Below are 17016 nucleotides of genomic sequence, written 5' to 3' on the forward strand. Positions count from 1 at the left end.
GGAATTGAGCATGGAACAAGCAAGTTCGGAAGTAATGCTGTTATGTGACGTCAACTCAATACTTGGGGAAGGGCCAACGTGGGATCATCACAGTAAGAAACTGATTTGGGTCGACATTATAGGAAAGCGCATACATACCTTTGAGCCGGCCAGTGGAGAAGTTCGGACGATAACAATAGAGCAAAAGATAGGCTCAGCAGTGCCAAGAGTTGAGGGAGGACTAGTTATAGCCCTTGAAAACGGATTTCATACTCTAGACTTGGAAACAGAGCAACTGACAAAACGGATTGATCCGGAGAAGGACATGCCAGGCAATCGTTTTAACGATGGGAAATGTGATGAAGCAGGTCGCTTCTGGGCCGGAACCATGGACATGAAGGAAAAGAGCCCGAGTGGATCGCTGTATTGTTTGGAGACAGATGGAACAGTTCGTAGGATGGTGGAAGGCGTAACCGTATCCAACGGTTTGGGGTGGAGTCCTGACAACCAGACTTTGTACTATATCGACTCGCCAACGAAAAAAGTCATGGCTTATGATTACTCCTTAGAAAGAGGGGAGATCACAAATCCCCGAGTTGCGGTGACGATCCCGGAGGGAGAGGGATTTCCCGATGGTATGACCGTAGATTCCCAAGGTATGCTATGGATTGCACATTGGGATGGGTGGCAGGTTTCTTGTTGGAATCCGGAGACGGCTGAAAAAATCGCCTCTATCCCGGTTCCGGCAGCTCAGACTAGCTCATGCACTTTTGGAGGAGAGAATTTGGATGAACTCTACATAACAACGGCCAGAGTTGGATTAAGCGAGGAGCAATTGAAGGATCAGCCACATGCGGGGGGTGTATTTTGTATCAAGCCTGGTATCAATGGAAGACCTGCCAGTTTTTATGGGGGTTAAATGCTACCTTAAAAAATGAAACGTTTCATAAATTGACCATCATTGTATATATAAGGGTGATCTAAGGCGTGAATATTACAATCAAGGATGTGGCTAAGGCAGCTGGGGTCTCAGTAGGAACGGCTTCTAAGGTAATCAATGATCAGGGAAATGTGAATCCGAAGAACCGTGAAAAAGTTATGAAAGCAGTCAGTGAGCTAGATTACCGTGCCAACGGAATTGCACGCAGTTTGAGGAGCTCCTCCAGTTATACAATTGCTGTTTTATTAGCGGATATAACCAATCCATTTCAAATGATGCTTGCCCGGGGCATTGAAGAGGTTTCGTATAAACAAGGCTACCATCTTCTAATAAGCTCAACCATGGAAAATCCAGAGATTGAACGTGAAAATCTCAAGATGCTGCAGGAAAAGCGGGTTGATGGTCTAATTCTGTGTACGACGGGTAAGGCAAACCAAGAATTATACAGTCTATTGCGGGGGAATGTGCCTGTTGTTCTTGTTGATAGACCTGTGTTGTCTCTTCCCGTAGATACTGTAGCCGATGATAATTTATTGGGGATGGAGCTGCTTGTAGAGCATTTGTATGAACTTGGCCATCGAAGGATTGGGTATGTGGGCGGCGATCCGGAAGCTATTCATGGGAAGATGCGCTATCAAGGAGTAGTTAATGCTTTTGAAAAATATCGGCTTAGTTTAGCTCCTGAACTGCTTTTGGAAGGGAGTTTTACGTATGTAAGCGGCTATGAAGCTGTTAAATATTTCTTTGCTTTGGATCAGCCGCCAACTGCGATTATTTCTGCAAACAACAATATAACGGCTGGAATTCTTCGAGCTTGTAGGGACTTGGATATTCGGATTCCGCAAGATGTTTCCGTAGTGGGCTTTGGAGATTTGGAATATTCATGGAATTTAATCATACCCTCGGTAACTGTTGTTTCGCAGTCTCCATTGATGATAGGTAGCAAAGCCGCTGAGCTTGTATTGAAGCGATTGACCTCCACAGAGCATATAAGCCGCACACACTTATTTCTTACTCCGAAATTGTTAGTTAGGGATTCTACCGCTGCAGCAATAGACAAGTGAGAGAATGCTTGTAATTTTGCATAAAGAAATGAAACGTTTCATAATCATATTTTGACAGAGAAGTTCGTTTAAAACATTGAAAAAGTGCTCGCCTGTTTGGTTCCTATTCATTTCAATAATTTATTTATTTGGGAGGAATTTTTCTTGAAGGCAGTTGTTAATTATTCAGCAGGATCAGGGGCAGTTGAAATTCGGGATGTTCCAATACCTTCTAATCTGGGACCTAATGATGTGCTAATTCAAGTTAAAGCAGCAGGTGTTTGCGGCAGTGATCTCCATATGTATCACGACATCCAGGGGTTTCCTGTCAACCGGCCGGTGACGTTAGGGCATGAATATTCTGGGATTGTGGCCGATGTAGGCTCCGCAGTATCCCTTTTTAAAATTGGAGATCGGGTCGTTAGCGAAACTCCCTCCTACATATGTGAAACTTGTATTTATTGCCGTACCGGCTTATATAATCTTTGTCCGGATCGCAGAGGTTTTGGTGTGCTAGAAAATGGGGCTATGGCTGAGTATGTAAAAACACGTGAAGCTATCGTTCACAAAGTGCCGGATAACGTCTCTTTCGAAAAGGCAGCGATGACGGAACCTACCTGTGTAGCTTATAACGCAGTTGCCCATCACTCCCAAATTCGTCCAGGTGATTATGTGGTTGTATTTGGCCCAGGTCCGATCGGTTTGATGTGTGTGCAATTGGCCAAAATGTTTTCTCCAGGCAGACTCACGATTGTAGGAACAAGCAAGGATAAAGCCCGTTTGGAAATTGCCAAGCAATTTGGTGCGGATACGCTTATTATAGCTGATGAACAAAATGTAGTTGAAGAGATCATGTCTCATGGGGACGGATTTGGACCGGATCTGGTACTGGATGCGGTAGGTATATCGATTACATTGAAGCAAAGTATCGAAGTTATCCGGCCAGGAGGACAAATTACAAAGATTGGCTGGGGGCCTGCCCCAGTTGGTTTTACATTGGATCCATTAATTCAAAAAGCGGCACGCCTGCAGGGTTCCTTCAGCCATAATTATCCCATGTGGGAAAAAGTTTTGTTAATGATGGGTAAGGGAGAGATCGATCCACTGCCCATGACGAAAACTTATGATATTAAGGATTGGAAAGCTGCTTTTGATGAGATGGATTCTCTGGTGCATGCCAAGTCCATTATTTTGCCTAATCTATAAAACAATACTTATATCGATGGGAGACAAACTCATGAAGCCAATCGTACAAATTTCATTAGACTTGACGAATATCAAGGAAGCTCTTGAAATGGCGGAAATCGCAGTAGAAGCAGGTATTGACTGGATTGAAGCGGGAACCCCGCTGCTTCTTGGCGAAGGATTGCATGCTGTTGTGGCACTCCGCGAAGCATTTCCCCATCATCCGATTGTGGCAGATTTAAAGACGATGGATGGAGGTTATCTGGAAGCAGAGATGATGGCCAAAGCAGGAGCGACTCATGTTGTTGTTATGGGAGTGGCCCATCCGGCCACGATTCGCGCAGTAGTAAAAGCCGCACGCGACTTTAATATTCAAGTGATGGGCGATATTATGGCGGCTCCTGATAAAGTGGAATGCGCCAAAATGCTCGAAGCCAATGGTGTCGATTATATTATCGTGCATACCGGATTTGATGAAAGAGGAGAAGATCCGGAACGAAATCCGTTTGATCATCTTCATGAAGTCATACAAGCTGTATCCATCCCCGTTCAAGCTGTAGGAGGTCTTACTGTTGCGCAAGCGGCTGAAATGCCGAAGCATGGGGCACCACTCGTTGTTGTTGGGGCACCTCTGGTAATAGATAAGAAAGAGTTTCGACCAAGCACAGACAAGTCCGAATTGAAAGCGCTTCTTCAGGACCTGGTAGCTAAAGTAAAGAACAACTAGAAAGGGGTAAATACGATGAGTACTAAAAGCGGTGCCCAAATATCCGTATTCCCAAAAGGATACATGGATGAACTTGCCGATGGAAGAATGTCTTTATTTGAATGGATTGAAATGGCTGGCACACTAAATGCAGATGGTTTGGAATTGTATCCGCTTTTTTTGAAGCAAACAGATGAAGCATATTTACAAAAGGTGAAGGAGGCGGCGCAGCAGCAAGGCTTGGAAATTCCGATGATGTGTGCTTCACCCGATTTTACGCATCCCGATCCATCTTTTCGTGAGCAAGAAGTGGTGAAAATGAAGAAGATGATCGATGTCATGGCTTATTTGGGGCCGGATGAATTCCGCAGCAGCCGGGTACTGTCCGGGCAAAATCGCCCTGAAGTGTCAAGAACAGATGGAATTCGTTGGACCGTAGAATGCATTAAACAACTGCTTCCTTATGCGGAGGAGAAGAAAGTACATCTGGTTATGGAGAATCATTATAAGGATGGATTTTGGACTTTTCCTGAGTTCGCTCAACAGACGGACATTTATTTGGAAATTATCGATCAGATTTCTTCTCCTTGGTTCGGAATCAACTATGATCCGTCGAATGCAATTTTTGCAGGTGAAGATCCGTTGAAGCTGCTGAGTGAAGTCAAGCACCGACTACTTACGATGCATGCGAGCGACCGCTATTTGAAAGAAGGCTACACGTTGGATGATCTCAAGAATTATTCCTTACAAGGATATTCAGAGGCATTAGCTCACGGAGTTATCGGGAAAGGCATTAATAATTACAATATCATTTTTCAGGAGCTTCAAAGTATTCATTTCCATGGTTGGATTTCCATTGAGGATGGAGTGAATGGTCTTGGCGATTTGCGTGAATCAGTGATTTTCCTAAAAGAGAAAGTTTCCGAGTACCTGAGCTAATTGTTGAAAAATTAACGAAGAAAGGAGCAGCTATCTCATGGGTACTAGGCTTGCGGGGAAAGTTGTTGTCGTCACGGGAGCAACCCAAGGAATTGGTAAAGGCATTGCGTACATGTGCGCAGGTGAAGGTGCAAAAGTGATCATAAGTGGCAGAAATGGCAGAAATGAAAAGGATGGCTTGCAGGTCGCGCAAAATATCAAAGAAGAATACATCACCGATGCGCTTTTTATAAAAGCGGACGTTAGCAGTGAAGAGGCTTGTAAACGGTTAATTGAAAAAACAGTAGACCATTTTGGCAGAATCGATGGGCTTGTCAATAATGCGGGAGTTTTTCCTCGTGGCAGCATGCTAGAAACGACAGAGGAATTATTCGATACAGTTTTTGACGTGAACATAAAGGGAGCCTTTTTCTGCACGAAATATGCCATCGCTTCTATGCTGCGCACTGGAGGAGGGTCCATTGTTCAAATAGGCTCAACTAACGGTTATAAGGGCCAAAAGGATTTGGCAGCTTACTCTTGCTCCAAAGGCGCGATGCTTACGCTGAATCGTCATGTCGCTGCGAACTATGCTGAGGAGGGTATCCGTTCGAATTGGATCACTGTCGGTTGGGTGGCGTCCGAAGGGGAAATCGAGCTGCATGAGCGAATGGGTGTCACTGAAGCGCAATTACATGAACAGGCTAAAGTTGAAATTCCAAGCGGTCGCATGCAGACGGCTGAAGACATGGCTTATGGTGTCATTTATCTATTGTCTGATGAATCGACTCAAGTTACAGGCACGGAGCTTGGCATCACTGGCGGACATAGAGTTTAGCAAGCTGAGAGTGCTAGCAAATGAGGTGCTAACGGTGCTCGGGATCTCCTACCCATTCACACTCCCCGAGCACAAACGTAGATCGTATTCGAAGGACTTCACGTGCGCGACGCATGGCGCTTTTCTTATGCTATCGATTTTTGTTTGCCGGGCCGAATGGCTATAAGAGCAAGCAGAGCGGCAAGAACTCCAGTGCAGCTGACAGAATAGAACAGAGAACGACTAGAAATATCCATAAGAACAGAGGCTGCAGGGGGGCCCGCTGCAACGCCAATAAATCGCATGCTGCTGTAGATAGAAGTGATGCTGCCGCGCTGTTCTTTTTCAATACCTTCCGTGATCAATGCATCCATGCTGGGTAGAGCAGCACCCACGCCAATCCCAGCCAAGCTTAATAAAAGCAGCAATAACAGCAAGGAGGACGGGTTCATCCATCCACAGATGAATAAAGCCCCGCTTAATAATACAAGACTTCCGAGAGTAATCCATTTCATTAAAGGTTTGTTTTCCCCAATGATCTTTCCGGTTATATAAGAGGCTAAACAAAGAGCAGCTAGTGGGATAGCCAGCAAACAGCCTTTGTAAACCCCTTTTATCCCGTATTGATCCTCCAATAAATTGGACAAATAAAATAAAGCTGAGAACACGACAAACATACAAATTCCGCCAATTGCAAATACCGCAGTAAGCCAGCGACCTTTTTCCTTGAATAGCTCTCGAATGGATTTCCAAAATTGGGGGAACTTCAATGTTGTCTTCGAGTCATCGCTTTTCGGTACTTTTACCAGAAGGCCAACTAAGAGTATCGATATTAGACATAGCACAGGGATTGCGTAGAAGGGGGCATACCAGCTGATTATCGCCAGAAGTGATCCTAGAATAGGGCTAAGAACCTTGCCAAATGTGTTAGCTGTTTCGATAATGCCTAAACCCGCACTAATATCACTTTCCTCTTTGAACATGTCACCGACTAAAGGGAGAACGATTGGAGCAGCACCTGCAGCGCCTATTCCTTGAAGAATGCGGCCCCAAATAATTAGATTATATCCATTACCTGAGAAGAAAGAAGCCATCCCACATATGGCTCCGCCAGCTCCTGCGAGTATTAAGCTTGGTATCATAACTTTTTTGCGCCCAAAACGATCGGATAGGTAGCCGGCAATGGGGATAAGAACAATGGCCACCAAGGAGTACACCGTAATGATCAGGCTGATTTGAAAAGAGCTTACCTGGAGCTTATCGGCGAGTGAAGGAAGAATCGGTATTAGCATTGAATTTCCTAAAGTCATTATTAAAGGAACGGATGATAAGGAGACAAGGGCTCCGGTTTTGCCTGTTTCCATGGAAGCTAACCACCTCTGCTGACTATCAGTTGAAAGTCAATGCTTCCGGTGATCCGGTCAAACATTGTCAATGATTGTAAGGTTCACAATTTGCTTGTATAATATACAACCGATTTACTTGGGATTATTGTATAGACGTTATTCGTTTAGAAGCATTATTGTTGGTTCCTTTAGCGGCCATTTGGATAGGAGCCTCATCAAATATTGCGGTTCCTTCAGCAAGACCTTCACAAATAGCTTTCATAGCACCCGTCTTGTCAAAATTAAAGACAAATACCGGTAATTTAAAATCTCTTGCTAGAATAAAGGCCGATTGATCCATGACTTTAAGATTTTTATTCAACACTTCATTATAGGGGAGAGAAACATAGGTGTTGGCATTGGGATTTGTTCTTGGATCGCCATCCATGACTCCATCTACTCCTTGCTTGGCTACGAGTATTGCATCGCAATTGACTTCAAGGGCCCTCTGAACAGAGGGATAATCCGTTGTTACATAAGGCTGTCCGTTGCCGCCTGCAAAAATAACGATGTATCCCTTTTCCAAATGATGAATAGCGCGCAAACGTATGTAGGGCTCCGCTACTGCGCTTACAGGGATAGAGGACATAACACGGACTTCTTTGCCTGTTTTTTGCTTAAGGACCCCTCTGAGCATTAAACTGTTAATAACGGTTGCCAAGGTGCCAATATTATCCGCTTCAGCTCGTTCAATGCCCCAATAATCTGCCATGTTTCCTCTGAAAATATTCCCTCCGCCTATAACAATTGAAACTTCGATTCCCATCTCAATAACGGACAGCACTTCCTTAGCGATATGCTCCAAGCGTGCAGGTTCAAATCCGAATTCATTACTGCCAGCCACAGCTCCGCCGCTGAGCTTAATCAGAATCCGCTTATATTGAATCATAGTTACACCAAGCCTCCCAGTTGTTATATTTATATGAGAAAAGCTTCTATTCGAAGCCCTTCGATGAAGATACATGCGTGTCTTAGCAGTAGCTTTTCTTGCAATATCAGAATGGTTCAGCTCCGTTGAAAACTTATACATTCTGATATTATAAGAAAAGCTTCTATTCGAAGCCCTTCGATGAAGATACATTCGTGTCTTAGCAGTAGCTTTTCTTGCAATATCAGAATGGTTCAGCTCCGCTGAAAACTTATACATTCTGATATTATAAAAAAAGAACTAAAGCACAAAGTGCCTTAGTTCTTTCATAAAAATATGAATAGGGGAGAGAAGAGAACATTCGATTGGCCTTGCAGGTATGCTTACGAGTTTCATCGACTCTCACTCCTTTTTGACAATTTCTTTTATTTTTCTATAGAATACCTTAAATTGGTTGAACTTACAATGTTTAAGCGAAATAATTGATTTTCATCGCATCCCGAACTTCCTGCATAGTTTCTTTAGCTGTTGTTCTAGCATGCTCTGTGCCCGCAATTAGGATTTCGTCTACTTGTTTAGCATTGCGGCTGTAGATGTCGCGTCTCTCCCGCATAGGCTCAAGCAACACATTGATTTGGTTTGCGATCGTCTTTTTACAATCCTTGCAGCCGATCTTGCCTTGGGTACAGCTCGAATAAATTTCGTTAGTAAGCTCGGGAGAAAATGCTTGGTAGTAGGAGAAGACGGTGCAAATCTCAGGGTGACCCGGATCATGCTTTTGGATACGCGCAGGGTCAGTTTTGGCCCTTTGGATGTTATCGTTCACCTCATCGCGGGTTGAATCCAGTAATATTGCGTTGTTTAAGCCTTTACTCATTTTAGAATTTCCGTCCAATCCCATAAGCCTAGGAGTTTCACTTATTAATGCCTGAGGCTCGGGGAAAATTGGAGCATATAGCTGATGGAAGCGCCTTATGATTTTACGCGTCTGTTCGATGTGCGGCAATTGATCTTCACCCACTGGGATAAGCTCTGCTTTGCAAATAGCTATATCTGCTGCTTGACTTACAGGATAACCTAGAAAGCCGTAATACATTTGTTTATAGCCTCGCTCAGCCGCTTCTGATTTGATGGTCGGATTATGCCTTAGAGAATTGACTGTCACAAACATCGAGAAGTACACAGTTAACTCTGCAATTTCAGGAATCATGGATTGAATGAACAGGGTAGAAAGACTCGGATCGATGCCGCATGCCAAATAATCCATAGCTACATTTCGCAAGTTTTCACTTACAATTTCTGGATTTTCATAGTGTGTGGTCAAAGCTTGCACATCAGCTAATAAGACATAGCAATCATAGCTATGCTGCAGTTCAACACGTTTTTTTAAGCTCCCAGCGTAATGTCCAAGGTGAAGCTTGCCGGTAATTCGATCTCCTGATAAAAGTTTTGGTTTCATGAGATTGCCTCCTGTTAAATATAAATTTGATAAAGCGATCGTAATCGTAATAACAGCACCACCACCAGCCATCTTCCATGGACATCACCTCCTTAAAAAATACAAAAAAACCCCGTCGCAAAGGACGAGGTTATCGTGGTACCACCTTAATTCATCTCAAATCAAAGAGATGCACTTATAAGTACGGAAAGACAGAATGAAGCTGCTCTCGATACAGCTCTCTTTATTAACGGCGAGAGATCCCGGCTTTACCTACTTACCATTCAGCAAAGCAACTCCGAAGTCCATTCATACGTCGGCCGGAAAACGGTTTACACCAACCACCGTCTCTCTGAATCCCGGGAACAACGATTACTTACACTTCATCATCGTCGATTTATTATTAAAAGCATTGTAAATTATTGGACGAGCGAGAGTCAAGATATTTTTAGTAGAGTTTCAGTTAAGTTGATTGTGCAAATTCATCTTTTATGGCACTTAACAAATTCGGATTTACAATTACGTCATAAGCCGTGTTGGCGAGCACCTTGGCTCCGAGCAGCATACCTTGGAATGCACGATCCGTCATAGCTAAGTCGCGGAATTCCTTGGTGTGAAGCAGATGTTTCTCGTCAGTAACCTTGATAAAAGGATGGATCGTCGGACATCTTCTTGATACATTACCGAGGTCAAGCGAGCCGTGGTCTTTGCCAATTTGAATTTGATCTTCATTAATGCCCATTGCCAGTAGATTTCGAGTGAATTGGTCAGATAAATGCTCGTTGCTTAGAAGCTCGTCATAAGAATATTCGTAATTGGAAGCTTTAAGGGTGCAGCCGGTTTGCAACGCAGCTCCTTCAGCACAGCACATTACTTTTTGAACCGTTTCATTCGTGTAGGGCCGATTGGCAGAACGAATATAAAATTGGGCAACTGCATATTCGGGTATAATATTAGCGGCTGTACCGCCCTCTGTAATAATACCGTGAATACGAACATGGCTTTGCAGCTGCTGGCGCAAATGATTGATCGATTGGAACAAGAGTAGTACGGCATCCAGTGCATTTACGCCTTCATAGGGACTTGCAGCAGCATGGGCCGCTTTACCGAAATACTCAAATTGAATCGCGTCCATCGCTAGCGACTGTCCTGATTTTTCATAAGCATAGAATGGATGGGCCATAAGGGCAAAATCAACATCATCGAATAAACCAGCTGCCGACATGGGCACTTTGGCTCCTTTGGTTTCTTCAGCAGGGGTCCCATAGATTCGAATGGTTCCGCCAATCTCGTCAATTACGGATTTAAGACCTATTGCAGCAGCCAACCCCATCGTACAAATTAAATGATGTCCACACGCATGACCTAGATCGGGCAGTGCATCATATTCGCATATAAAGGCTGTAATAGGGCCAGGTTTAGCACTTTTATAGGTTGCTATAAAAGCAGTGGGTAAGTCTAAGACAGGACTCTGAATGCTAAAGCCATGGTTACTAAGCTCCTCCTTGAGTCTGGCTGACGCTAGCCATTCCTCATGACCAAGCTCCGGATTTTCACCAATATATCGGGATAGACCTATTAAGGCCTCTGAATGCTCATCTATGGTGGACGCTATGTTCTGTTTCAAGTTGGGTGGACCTCCTAAGAGTTTCGGCATTAAAATAGCTAGTGGATATGTTGAAAACAACAATTAATCTTATTATATACAAAAAAACCGCTGCTGCTCAATTTTGAGCGGTAGCGGTTGTGTTCAGGTATCTTACTGAATCGTTTTGCGGTTTCCTTCATGTATAATTTGTTCTTCGAGAGAACGCTTAATTTTGCTCATGGCGTCAACTTCAAGCTGATGATTTTCACGGAAACGCACACCTGTTAAAGCAAGCGCCTCATTTAACGTCAATTCGACTGAAATAGTCTTTCCCTGTTGCTTCTGTGTCTCGTAAGTCATATCGTATCGCTCCTTTACATGATCATTCTGCTGCACCAAGATAGGGGATTTTAGCTACGAGTGAGGGGCGTAAGTTGTGAAAAACCTTGATATTGCTTGATTTAAATATAACACATCATGTAATGTATTGCAAGGGCTAAAGCAGTAAATTAATGGTTAATTTGAGTGACTTTTCCGTAGATTGCGGAAGCGAGCCAGGGAACGCACATTAGGAGGACTCCTTCTGTGAAACTATATATTTGTGTACTTGATTAACATACGCTGCATGGTAATAACTAAGCTATCAATTTCTTGGCTTAGCTCTATAACTTCTGGAGCTAAGAAGCTGCCCTTCTGCTCAACTAATTTATATAACTGATTTTGCATCCGCTCCATGTGTAATTGAAGTTCTATATTTTCCTTCGATAAATTACCCATAATTGTACATCTCCATTCAATATACAGATTCAACGGCATCCAGCAATTATAATACGAATGCATTATGAAAAATGTAGCAATTTGTCGATTTAAATTTATAATTTTTTGTGACATATACCAAATAATAGAATTATTTCCTGAAATACTAAGAAACAGGGGAGGTGATGAGAACTATGGATGTCACAAAACCAGATTCTAAAAAAAGTTCTGATTATAAAGAAAATAAATTCACAGAAGAAGAAGCTGTTATGCATGCTGTAAAGCGGCAGATCGAGCAGCCAACTTGAATCATATTCCTAAGCAAACGAATCAACAATAGTGTTAATCCAGTGCACCGCCATACTCATATGGCGGTTTTTGTCGTGTTTGAGTAGACTTGTCGATTTATGGCATGGTACTATTTCATAGAGGTAAGCACATTATATTCGCCATATTAATTATTTATCTCATTAATTATATACATAAAGGAGACGTCACAATATGTATCGATTACTTAGCGCTTCCATGAAGCCAGCTATCCTATTGAGCACAACACTGGCAGCCTGTCTGATTATGCCTGTGTCATCGGAGGCCGTATCCGTTACTACTACGCAGCTCAAATTGATTGCTGATAATGCTCAAGCATCCTTAAATGGGGTACAAATTAAATTGGACGAGCCGCCATCAATCATCAATAACCGTTTTTACATTCCTGCGAAGTGGCTTGCAGATACATTGAATTTTTCATTGGAGTGGGACAGCAAGGAAGAAAAGATTAAACTGCTTGCTCCTAAGGCCTTTATAGAATTCGATGTTCCCCATAACATAATCAAAGTGAATGGAAACACTATTCCTTTTGACTCGGTGGCAGTAATACGAAACGACAGGCTAATGATTCAATTGTCCTGGCTTGGCCAATATGCAGATATACCTTACCAGTATAAGGAAGAATCCAAAAGTGTGGTAATGAATTATATTGGAAAACCGTATGCACCATATTCGGAATCGCTGTTTCATAAGGATGATTCACAGCCGAATTCTAAACCAGCCGCGGTATTTGCATTTGGCAAATCATCATACCGACTTGGGGAGCCGGTAGAATATATTGATTTGAGTTATGACCCGGATGCGGAAGGATTGCCTGAATACGATTGGGTAGGCAAGCAGGAAGCATTTTTCCAACCTGGAATCTATACGGTGACTCTGCAGGTTAGTGACGGTCATGGAAACCGCAGCGAGCCGTTCTCCAAAACTGTAACTATTTTGAATGAACCATTTGTCAGTGAAGAGGATTATCCGTTTTATTTTAAGCCGGCTGGTACGTTGGTAGAACTGAAGACCAATTGGCTGAAGGGTGTGCAAACTGCTGCTGATTCGAAGCCTCCTGTTGTAGTTCGCCAGCCTGAAGACAGAAAACTCATTATTGGAGGCAGCGCTAAGCCTGTTGAACAAAAAGGCTTCCTATACCAGGACTCTTTTAAGCAGCGTGCTCGATTGTCTTTACAGTATGTCAATGGTAGGGACAAGCCCGTTCAATACGGTATTGTTCTGAGAAATGAAAGCATGGATAAACCGGTCCATATCACTACGACCCGAAAAGCGGAAGCGCAAGCCTCCATCTATACACCTCTTCTAGCACAAAAGACGGCAGAAGAATTCCTTGTCAGCGGTTCTATAAATGATGAAATGTCGATTGAGCGGGGAGGTGCCGTGTTCTATAAGATCAGCTCGGAGACGGCACCGGGACAAGGTTATCACGGGATTTATGATATAGAAACCGATGGAGAAGTGACCGTTTCTTACGTAATGATGGAGCCAGGGGAATCTCTATATAATCTTGGAGCTTACTCTAACAGCGGTCAAATAAGTACTGGCAGTCGCTCTTACCCGGTAGCTGAGGTTTCTTGGCAGGTAGATGCCAGAGACTTAAAAGTTCCCACTGCAATAGGGATCGGGGATCCTGCTGTAGAACCGCCGATTAGAGGCATTGATGCAAGGACAAAGAAGGATGTCAATGTCCAAGGATTGGGAAGCATTCGTTATAAGGTTCAGGTGAATGTGAGTGATAAAACGACAGTTGCCCTGCGCCCACGATCGGGATTTTTCCAAGGAGCCATTCGTGTCAATGGGAGCCCTATTCTTGTTCCTGCCGGCGGATTAATATCAAACGACATTATACTATTGCATAGAACTCAGGCCAAAGAGAATAAGATCGATATCGAGCTTATGGCCACCGATGGCAGCAGTGTACCACTTGATCTGGTTATGATACCGTTAAACAAAATCAAGTGATTTGTTTTTATCCCAACTTAAAGGAGTATATGAGCGCATATGTTTTTGTCCAAAAAACTGACTATAGGTATATCAGCTTTGCTGATTGGGTTGTTATCCCTTACCACTGGAGCAGCAGCTGCAGTTCCACAAAGTAAATCGTTACTTCTATATTATGGTAAATCGGAAGCTTACATCAATGGTAGTAAGTTGATTCTAGAAGCTCCGGTTATTGAACTAAAGAGCAAAGCTTATATCCCGGCAGCGATATTGCCCGATACATTAGGGATTTCTGTTATATGGGATTCCGATAGCGGAAGTGTTCAGATTACAGCGCCAGCAGCATTTCTGTCCTTTCAGTTATCAGAAAAAAAACTAACTATTAATGGAACTGAGGATGATTATAGCCAAGCTGCTTTTATCCAAAATGATCGTTTGTACATCGGCTTGGATTGGTTGAAGCGTTATGTTGATTTTAAAACAACGGTTAATAAAGAGCTTCAGCGAGTAGAACTCCTATATATATCTGTACCGGGCTCCACAGGTTTTTATAACGACACAATGCCGAATACGAAGCCAGTAGCTAAATTTTCGGTAAACAAAGAGCAGTATCGCTTAGGAGAACCGATCTATTACACAAATCTTAGCTACGATCCCGATGGTGATGCAATAACGAAGGTGGACTGGACAGGTAAGGCCGATACGATTTTCGAGCCAGGTCTGTTCAAGGTATCGTTGAAAGTTATGGACAGCAAAGGGACAGAAAGCAGCGTTTTTTCACACAATGTGGAGATCATTAATGAGCCGTTTCTAGATCCTTTTGAGCATAAAGTGTACTATGAGCCGGTAGGTACGTTCGTAAAGGATGAGGAAGCGACTCTTCGTAAATATTTGCGAGGTATTCCTCAGCTGCCCAATGTTACAAGCCTCTCTTTAGAAAGACCCTTGATTGTTAGTGACAGCCCCGAAACATTTGAAAAGAAGGGCTTTCTATATCAAGAAAAAGTAAACGGAAAAGCAAGGCTGTACGCGGATCACGTGAACGGTATGAAGGAGAAGGTACAGTTTGCCATCGTTGCTCGTAACGCGAATCCGAATGCACCTGTACGAATTACAACCACGCGACAAGGCGAGGTATATCCATCCATTTATGCCAATCTGATCGGGAATGAAGCCTCGATAGAATTTTTGCAGAGTGAGATGGCTCCGGAAACAATGGTAGTAGAGCCAGGACAAACTGTATTTTATAAAAAGATGCCAGAATTTTTCCCGGACCAAGGAATGAATGTCATCTACGATGTGGAAACAGATGGTGAAGTTTATTTCTCCTTTGTGGCGATGGATGCAGGGGCTGGGCTGGATTCAATAGGAACGTATAAACAATTGGAGTATACAGGCAATGTAAGAGGGACCTTCAGTGGCTCGGATGTTAGCTGGAACGTCGATACCAAGTCGTTTGTTAAGCCGTCCAGCTTGGCTATCGGAGATGGCACAAGCGATATGTTTGTTACAGGCAAAGACTTTTTTACAAAGCAAGACTCCCTAAACTTAGGTAATTATGGAGTGGTATATAAAATTCATGTGGATCGTCCACGTAAAATGTCGGTACTGCTGCTGCCGCGAGGTGGAGTTTTCAGAGGACCCGTAGAAGTGAATGGACGAATTATTCAAACACCGCCATCCGGCGTCATGATGGATTATGAAGGTTACACCATATTGGCACGGACGGATGGGACGGAACCATCCTTGGATATTGAGTTTACCCCTGCGGCTGGGTCGGCTTTCCCTGTGGATGTGATTTTCTACCCGCTTGAGGACAAGTAATAAAGATGTCTATAAGGTTGGTATGAAAGAGAGAGAAGCCTTCTTAGGTTTCTCTCTTTTTTTGGAGTATTTAGATGAGTCGAACGGAACTGAAAGTTCCTTTATTCAATCTGAGGTTTGCTTATTAAGGTAATAGAGGAAATCGGGCATCCTTTATTTGAGGAAAGTAACAGCCCAATGCACAAAAACAGAGAGATAAAGGAAGTAGCACTTCCTTTATCTCTCTGTTTTTTGTGATACTCTGGTGATAAAGGAACAGGTACTTCCGCTATTTGCTATTAGGGGATTCTTTCCACCGGTTCTCAATAAGCGTCAGTACATAGCTTGCAGTGATTCTGATTTACTTAGAAACCATCGAGTGCGTTTATACGTATGAGATTGATGTGCTTTGATAGGCTTACTTTGTGTTATTCGATGGTTTTTATGTATGGATTTTCGGTTCCTTTACTTATTTTGGTTTTTTGTGGAGCCAAGATGTTATATAATGAAAAATAGTGACCGATTAAGGCTGGAGAGGAAGAAGCGACAGATGATTATAGTACGTAATTTATCGAAATCATTTCCGCCGGATCATCAGATATTATCCCGGCTAAGCTTTCAAGCGGACGAAGGCGAGCTTATCGCATTGATAGGAGGGAGTGGCAGCGGCAAAACAACGTTGTTTCGCTGTCTGTCATTAAAGGATAAATGGGATGAAGGCCAGTACATATACGATGGCAAAGATATTTCTGGAATAGGCGGTCTTGAGCAGTTCAAGTATCGGAAGGACTGGGCATTTCTTGAGGAAAAGCCGAATTTGAACCCGCGTAAATCTGCATTGAAAAATGTGTTAAGCGGATTGTTCTTCCATAAAGCGTGGTGGCGTATTCTGTCAGGCACAACTTCGAGCGATGACCATATGACGGCTATGGATTATTTGGATAAGGTGGGTTTGCTGGAGAAAGCTCATGAGCCGATTGAGAAGCTGAGCGGCGGGGAGAAGCAGCGTGTAGCCGTTGCGAAAGCGTTAATACGCGGGGCCAAAGTTATCTTTGCCGATGAGCCTGTATCGGGTCTTGATCCGGAAGCAGCCATGCGCGTTCTAGAGGATTTGAAGTCCATTTGTGAAAAGGACAAGGTTATTATATTTTGCAGCCTTCACCAAGTTGAATTAGCTGAAAAATTTGGCTCGAGGATATGGGGGCTTTCTGGAGGAAGATTGGTTGTAGATATTGCAGGAAGACGGTTGACGCATCGGGAAAAAGAATTAATATTTTAACCAAAACACGCTAGAATCGGGAGGTTCCCGGCTCTAGCGT

Annotated in this window: 15 protein-coding genes and 1 other annotated feature; of the genes, 9 read left to right on the plus strand and 6 right to left on the minus strand. The window is 43.3% G+C overall.

The features are described 5' to 3' along the window. Positions 1 to 10: 10 nt before the first annotated feature. The 6 genes from GC093_RS13280 (at position 11) to GC093_RS13305 (ending at position 5609) form a co-directional block, all read left to right on the plus strand. A complete protein-coding gene (locus GC093_RS13280; RefSeq protein ID WP_171652359.1) occupies positions 11 to 898 on the plus strand; it encodes an SMP-30/gluconolactonase/LRE family protein in 888 nt (295 codons plus the stop codon). A 68-nt stretch (positions 899 to 966) separates the two neighbouring features. Then, positions 967 to 1983, plus strand: a complete 1017-nt coding sequence (locus GC093_RS13285; protein ID WP_171652360.1) for a LacI family DNA-binding transcriptional regulator — start codon at positions 967 to 969, stop codon at positions 1981 to 1983. 144 nt (positions 1984 to 2127) lie between these two features. Beyond that, positions 2128 to 3168 (plus strand): zinc-binding dehydrogenase, encoded by a 1041-nt coding sequence (locus GC093_RS13290; protein WP_171652361.1) that lies wholly within the window; start codon positions 2128 to 2130, stop codon positions 3166 to 3168. A gap of 31 nt (positions 3169 to 3199) precedes the next feature. Continuing rightward, a complete protein-coding gene (locus tag GC093_RS13295) occupies positions 3200 to 3874 on the plus strand; it encodes an orotidine 5'-phosphate decarboxylase / HUMPS family protein (protein ID WP_171652362.1) in 675 nt (224 codons plus the stop codon). Positions 3875 to 3889: 15 nt separating this feature from the next. After that, positions 3890 to 4792, plus strand: a complete 903-nt coding sequence (locus GC093_RS13300; protein WP_171652363.1) for a sugar phosphate isomerase/epimerase family protein — start codon at positions 3890 to 3892, stop codon at positions 4790 to 4792. A gap of 37 nt (positions 4793 to 4829) precedes the next feature. Continuing rightward, positions 4830 to 5609 carry an SDR family NAD(P)-dependent oxidoreductase gene (locus GC093_RS13305; protein ID WP_171652364.1) on the plus strand — a complete coding sequence of 260 codons (780 nt, stop codon included), beginning with the start codon at positions 4830 to 4832 and terminating at the stop codon, positions 5607 to 5609. A 125-nt stretch (positions 5610 to 5734) separates the two neighbouring features. Here GC093_RS13305 and GC093_RS13310 read toward each other — a convergent pair whose 3' ends face one another. The 6 genes from GC093_RS13310 to GC093_RS13335 all read right to left on the minus strand — a co-directional run bounded on the left by GC093_RS13310 (position 5735) and on the right by GC093_RS13335 (position 11644). Next, positions 5735 to 6952 carry an MFS transporter gene (locus tag GC093_RS13310; protein ID WP_246314264.1) on the minus strand — a complete coding sequence of 406 codons (1218 nt, stop codon included), beginning with the start codon at positions 6950 to 6952 and terminating at the stop codon, positions 5735 to 5737. 124 nt (positions 6953 to 7076) lie between these two features. Beyond that, complete coding sequence (pyrH, locus tag GC093_RS13315; protein WP_171652365.1) at positions 7077 to 7862, minus strand: UMP kinase; 786 nt, start codon at positions 7860 to 7862, stop codon at positions 7077 to 7079. Positions 7863 to 8310: 448 nt separating this feature from the next. After that, a complete protein-coding gene (trpS, locus tag GC093_RS13320; protein ID WP_171652366.1) occupies positions 8311 to 9300 on the minus strand; it encodes a tryptophan--tRNA ligase in 990 nt (329 codons plus the stop codon). A gap of 117 nt (positions 9301 to 9417) precedes the next feature. Continuing rightward, positions 9418 to 9678, minus strand: a binding site (T-box leader). A gap of 64 nt (positions 9679 to 9742) precedes the next feature. Continuing rightward, positions 9743 to 10936, minus strand: coding sequence for a M20 family metallopeptidase (locus tag GC093_RS13325; protein WP_171652367.1), 1194 nt, complete (start codon positions 10934 to 10936; stop codon positions 9743 to 9745). A gap of 102 nt (positions 10937 to 11038) precedes the next feature. Next, positions 11039 to 11227 (minus strand): hypothetical protein, encoded by a 189-nt coding sequence (locus tag GC093_RS13330; RefSeq protein ID WP_171652368.1) that lies wholly within the window; start codon positions 11225 to 11227, stop codon positions 11039 to 11041. A 231-nt stretch (positions 11228 to 11458) separates the two neighbouring features. Beyond that, complete coding sequence (locus tag GC093_RS13335) at positions 11459 to 11644, minus strand: aspartyl-phosphate phosphatase Spo0E family protein (protein ID WP_171652369.1); 186 nt, start codon at positions 11642 to 11644, stop codon at positions 11459 to 11461. 480 nt (positions 11645 to 12124) lie between these two features. On the opposite strand from GC093_RS13335, the gene GC093_RS13340 reads away from it, so the two are divergent. The 3 genes from GC093_RS13340 to GC093_RS13350 all read left to right on the plus strand — a co-directional run bounded on the left by GC093_RS13340 (position 12125) and on the right by GC093_RS13350 (position 16976). Beyond that, positions 12125 to 13915 (plus strand): copper amine oxidase N-terminal domain-containing protein, encoded by a 1791-nt coding sequence (locus tag GC093_RS13340; protein ID WP_171652370.1) that lies wholly within the window; start codon positions 12125 to 12127, stop codon positions 13913 to 13915. A 39-nt stretch (positions 13916 to 13954) separates the two neighbouring features. Next, a complete protein-coding gene (locus tag GC093_RS13345; RefSeq protein ID WP_171652371.1) occupies positions 13955 to 15718 on the plus strand; it encodes a stalk domain-containing protein in 1764 nt (587 codons plus the stop codon). A 529-nt stretch (positions 15719 to 16247) separates the two neighbouring features. Further along, positions 16248 to 16976: a phosphonate ABC transporter ATP-binding protein gene (locus GC093_RS13350; protein WP_171652372.1), complete on the plus strand. Its 729-nt coding sequence runs from the start codon at positions 16248 to 16250 to the stop codon at positions 16974 to 16976. The last annotated feature ends 40 nt before the right edge of the window (positions 16977 to 17016 follow it).

Origin of the sequence: Paenibacillus foliorum (assembly GCF_013141765.1) — a bacterium.
GTDB classification, from domain to species: Bacteria; Bacillota; Bacilli; order Paenibacillales; family NBRC-103111; genus Paenibacillus_S; species Paenibacillus_S foliorum.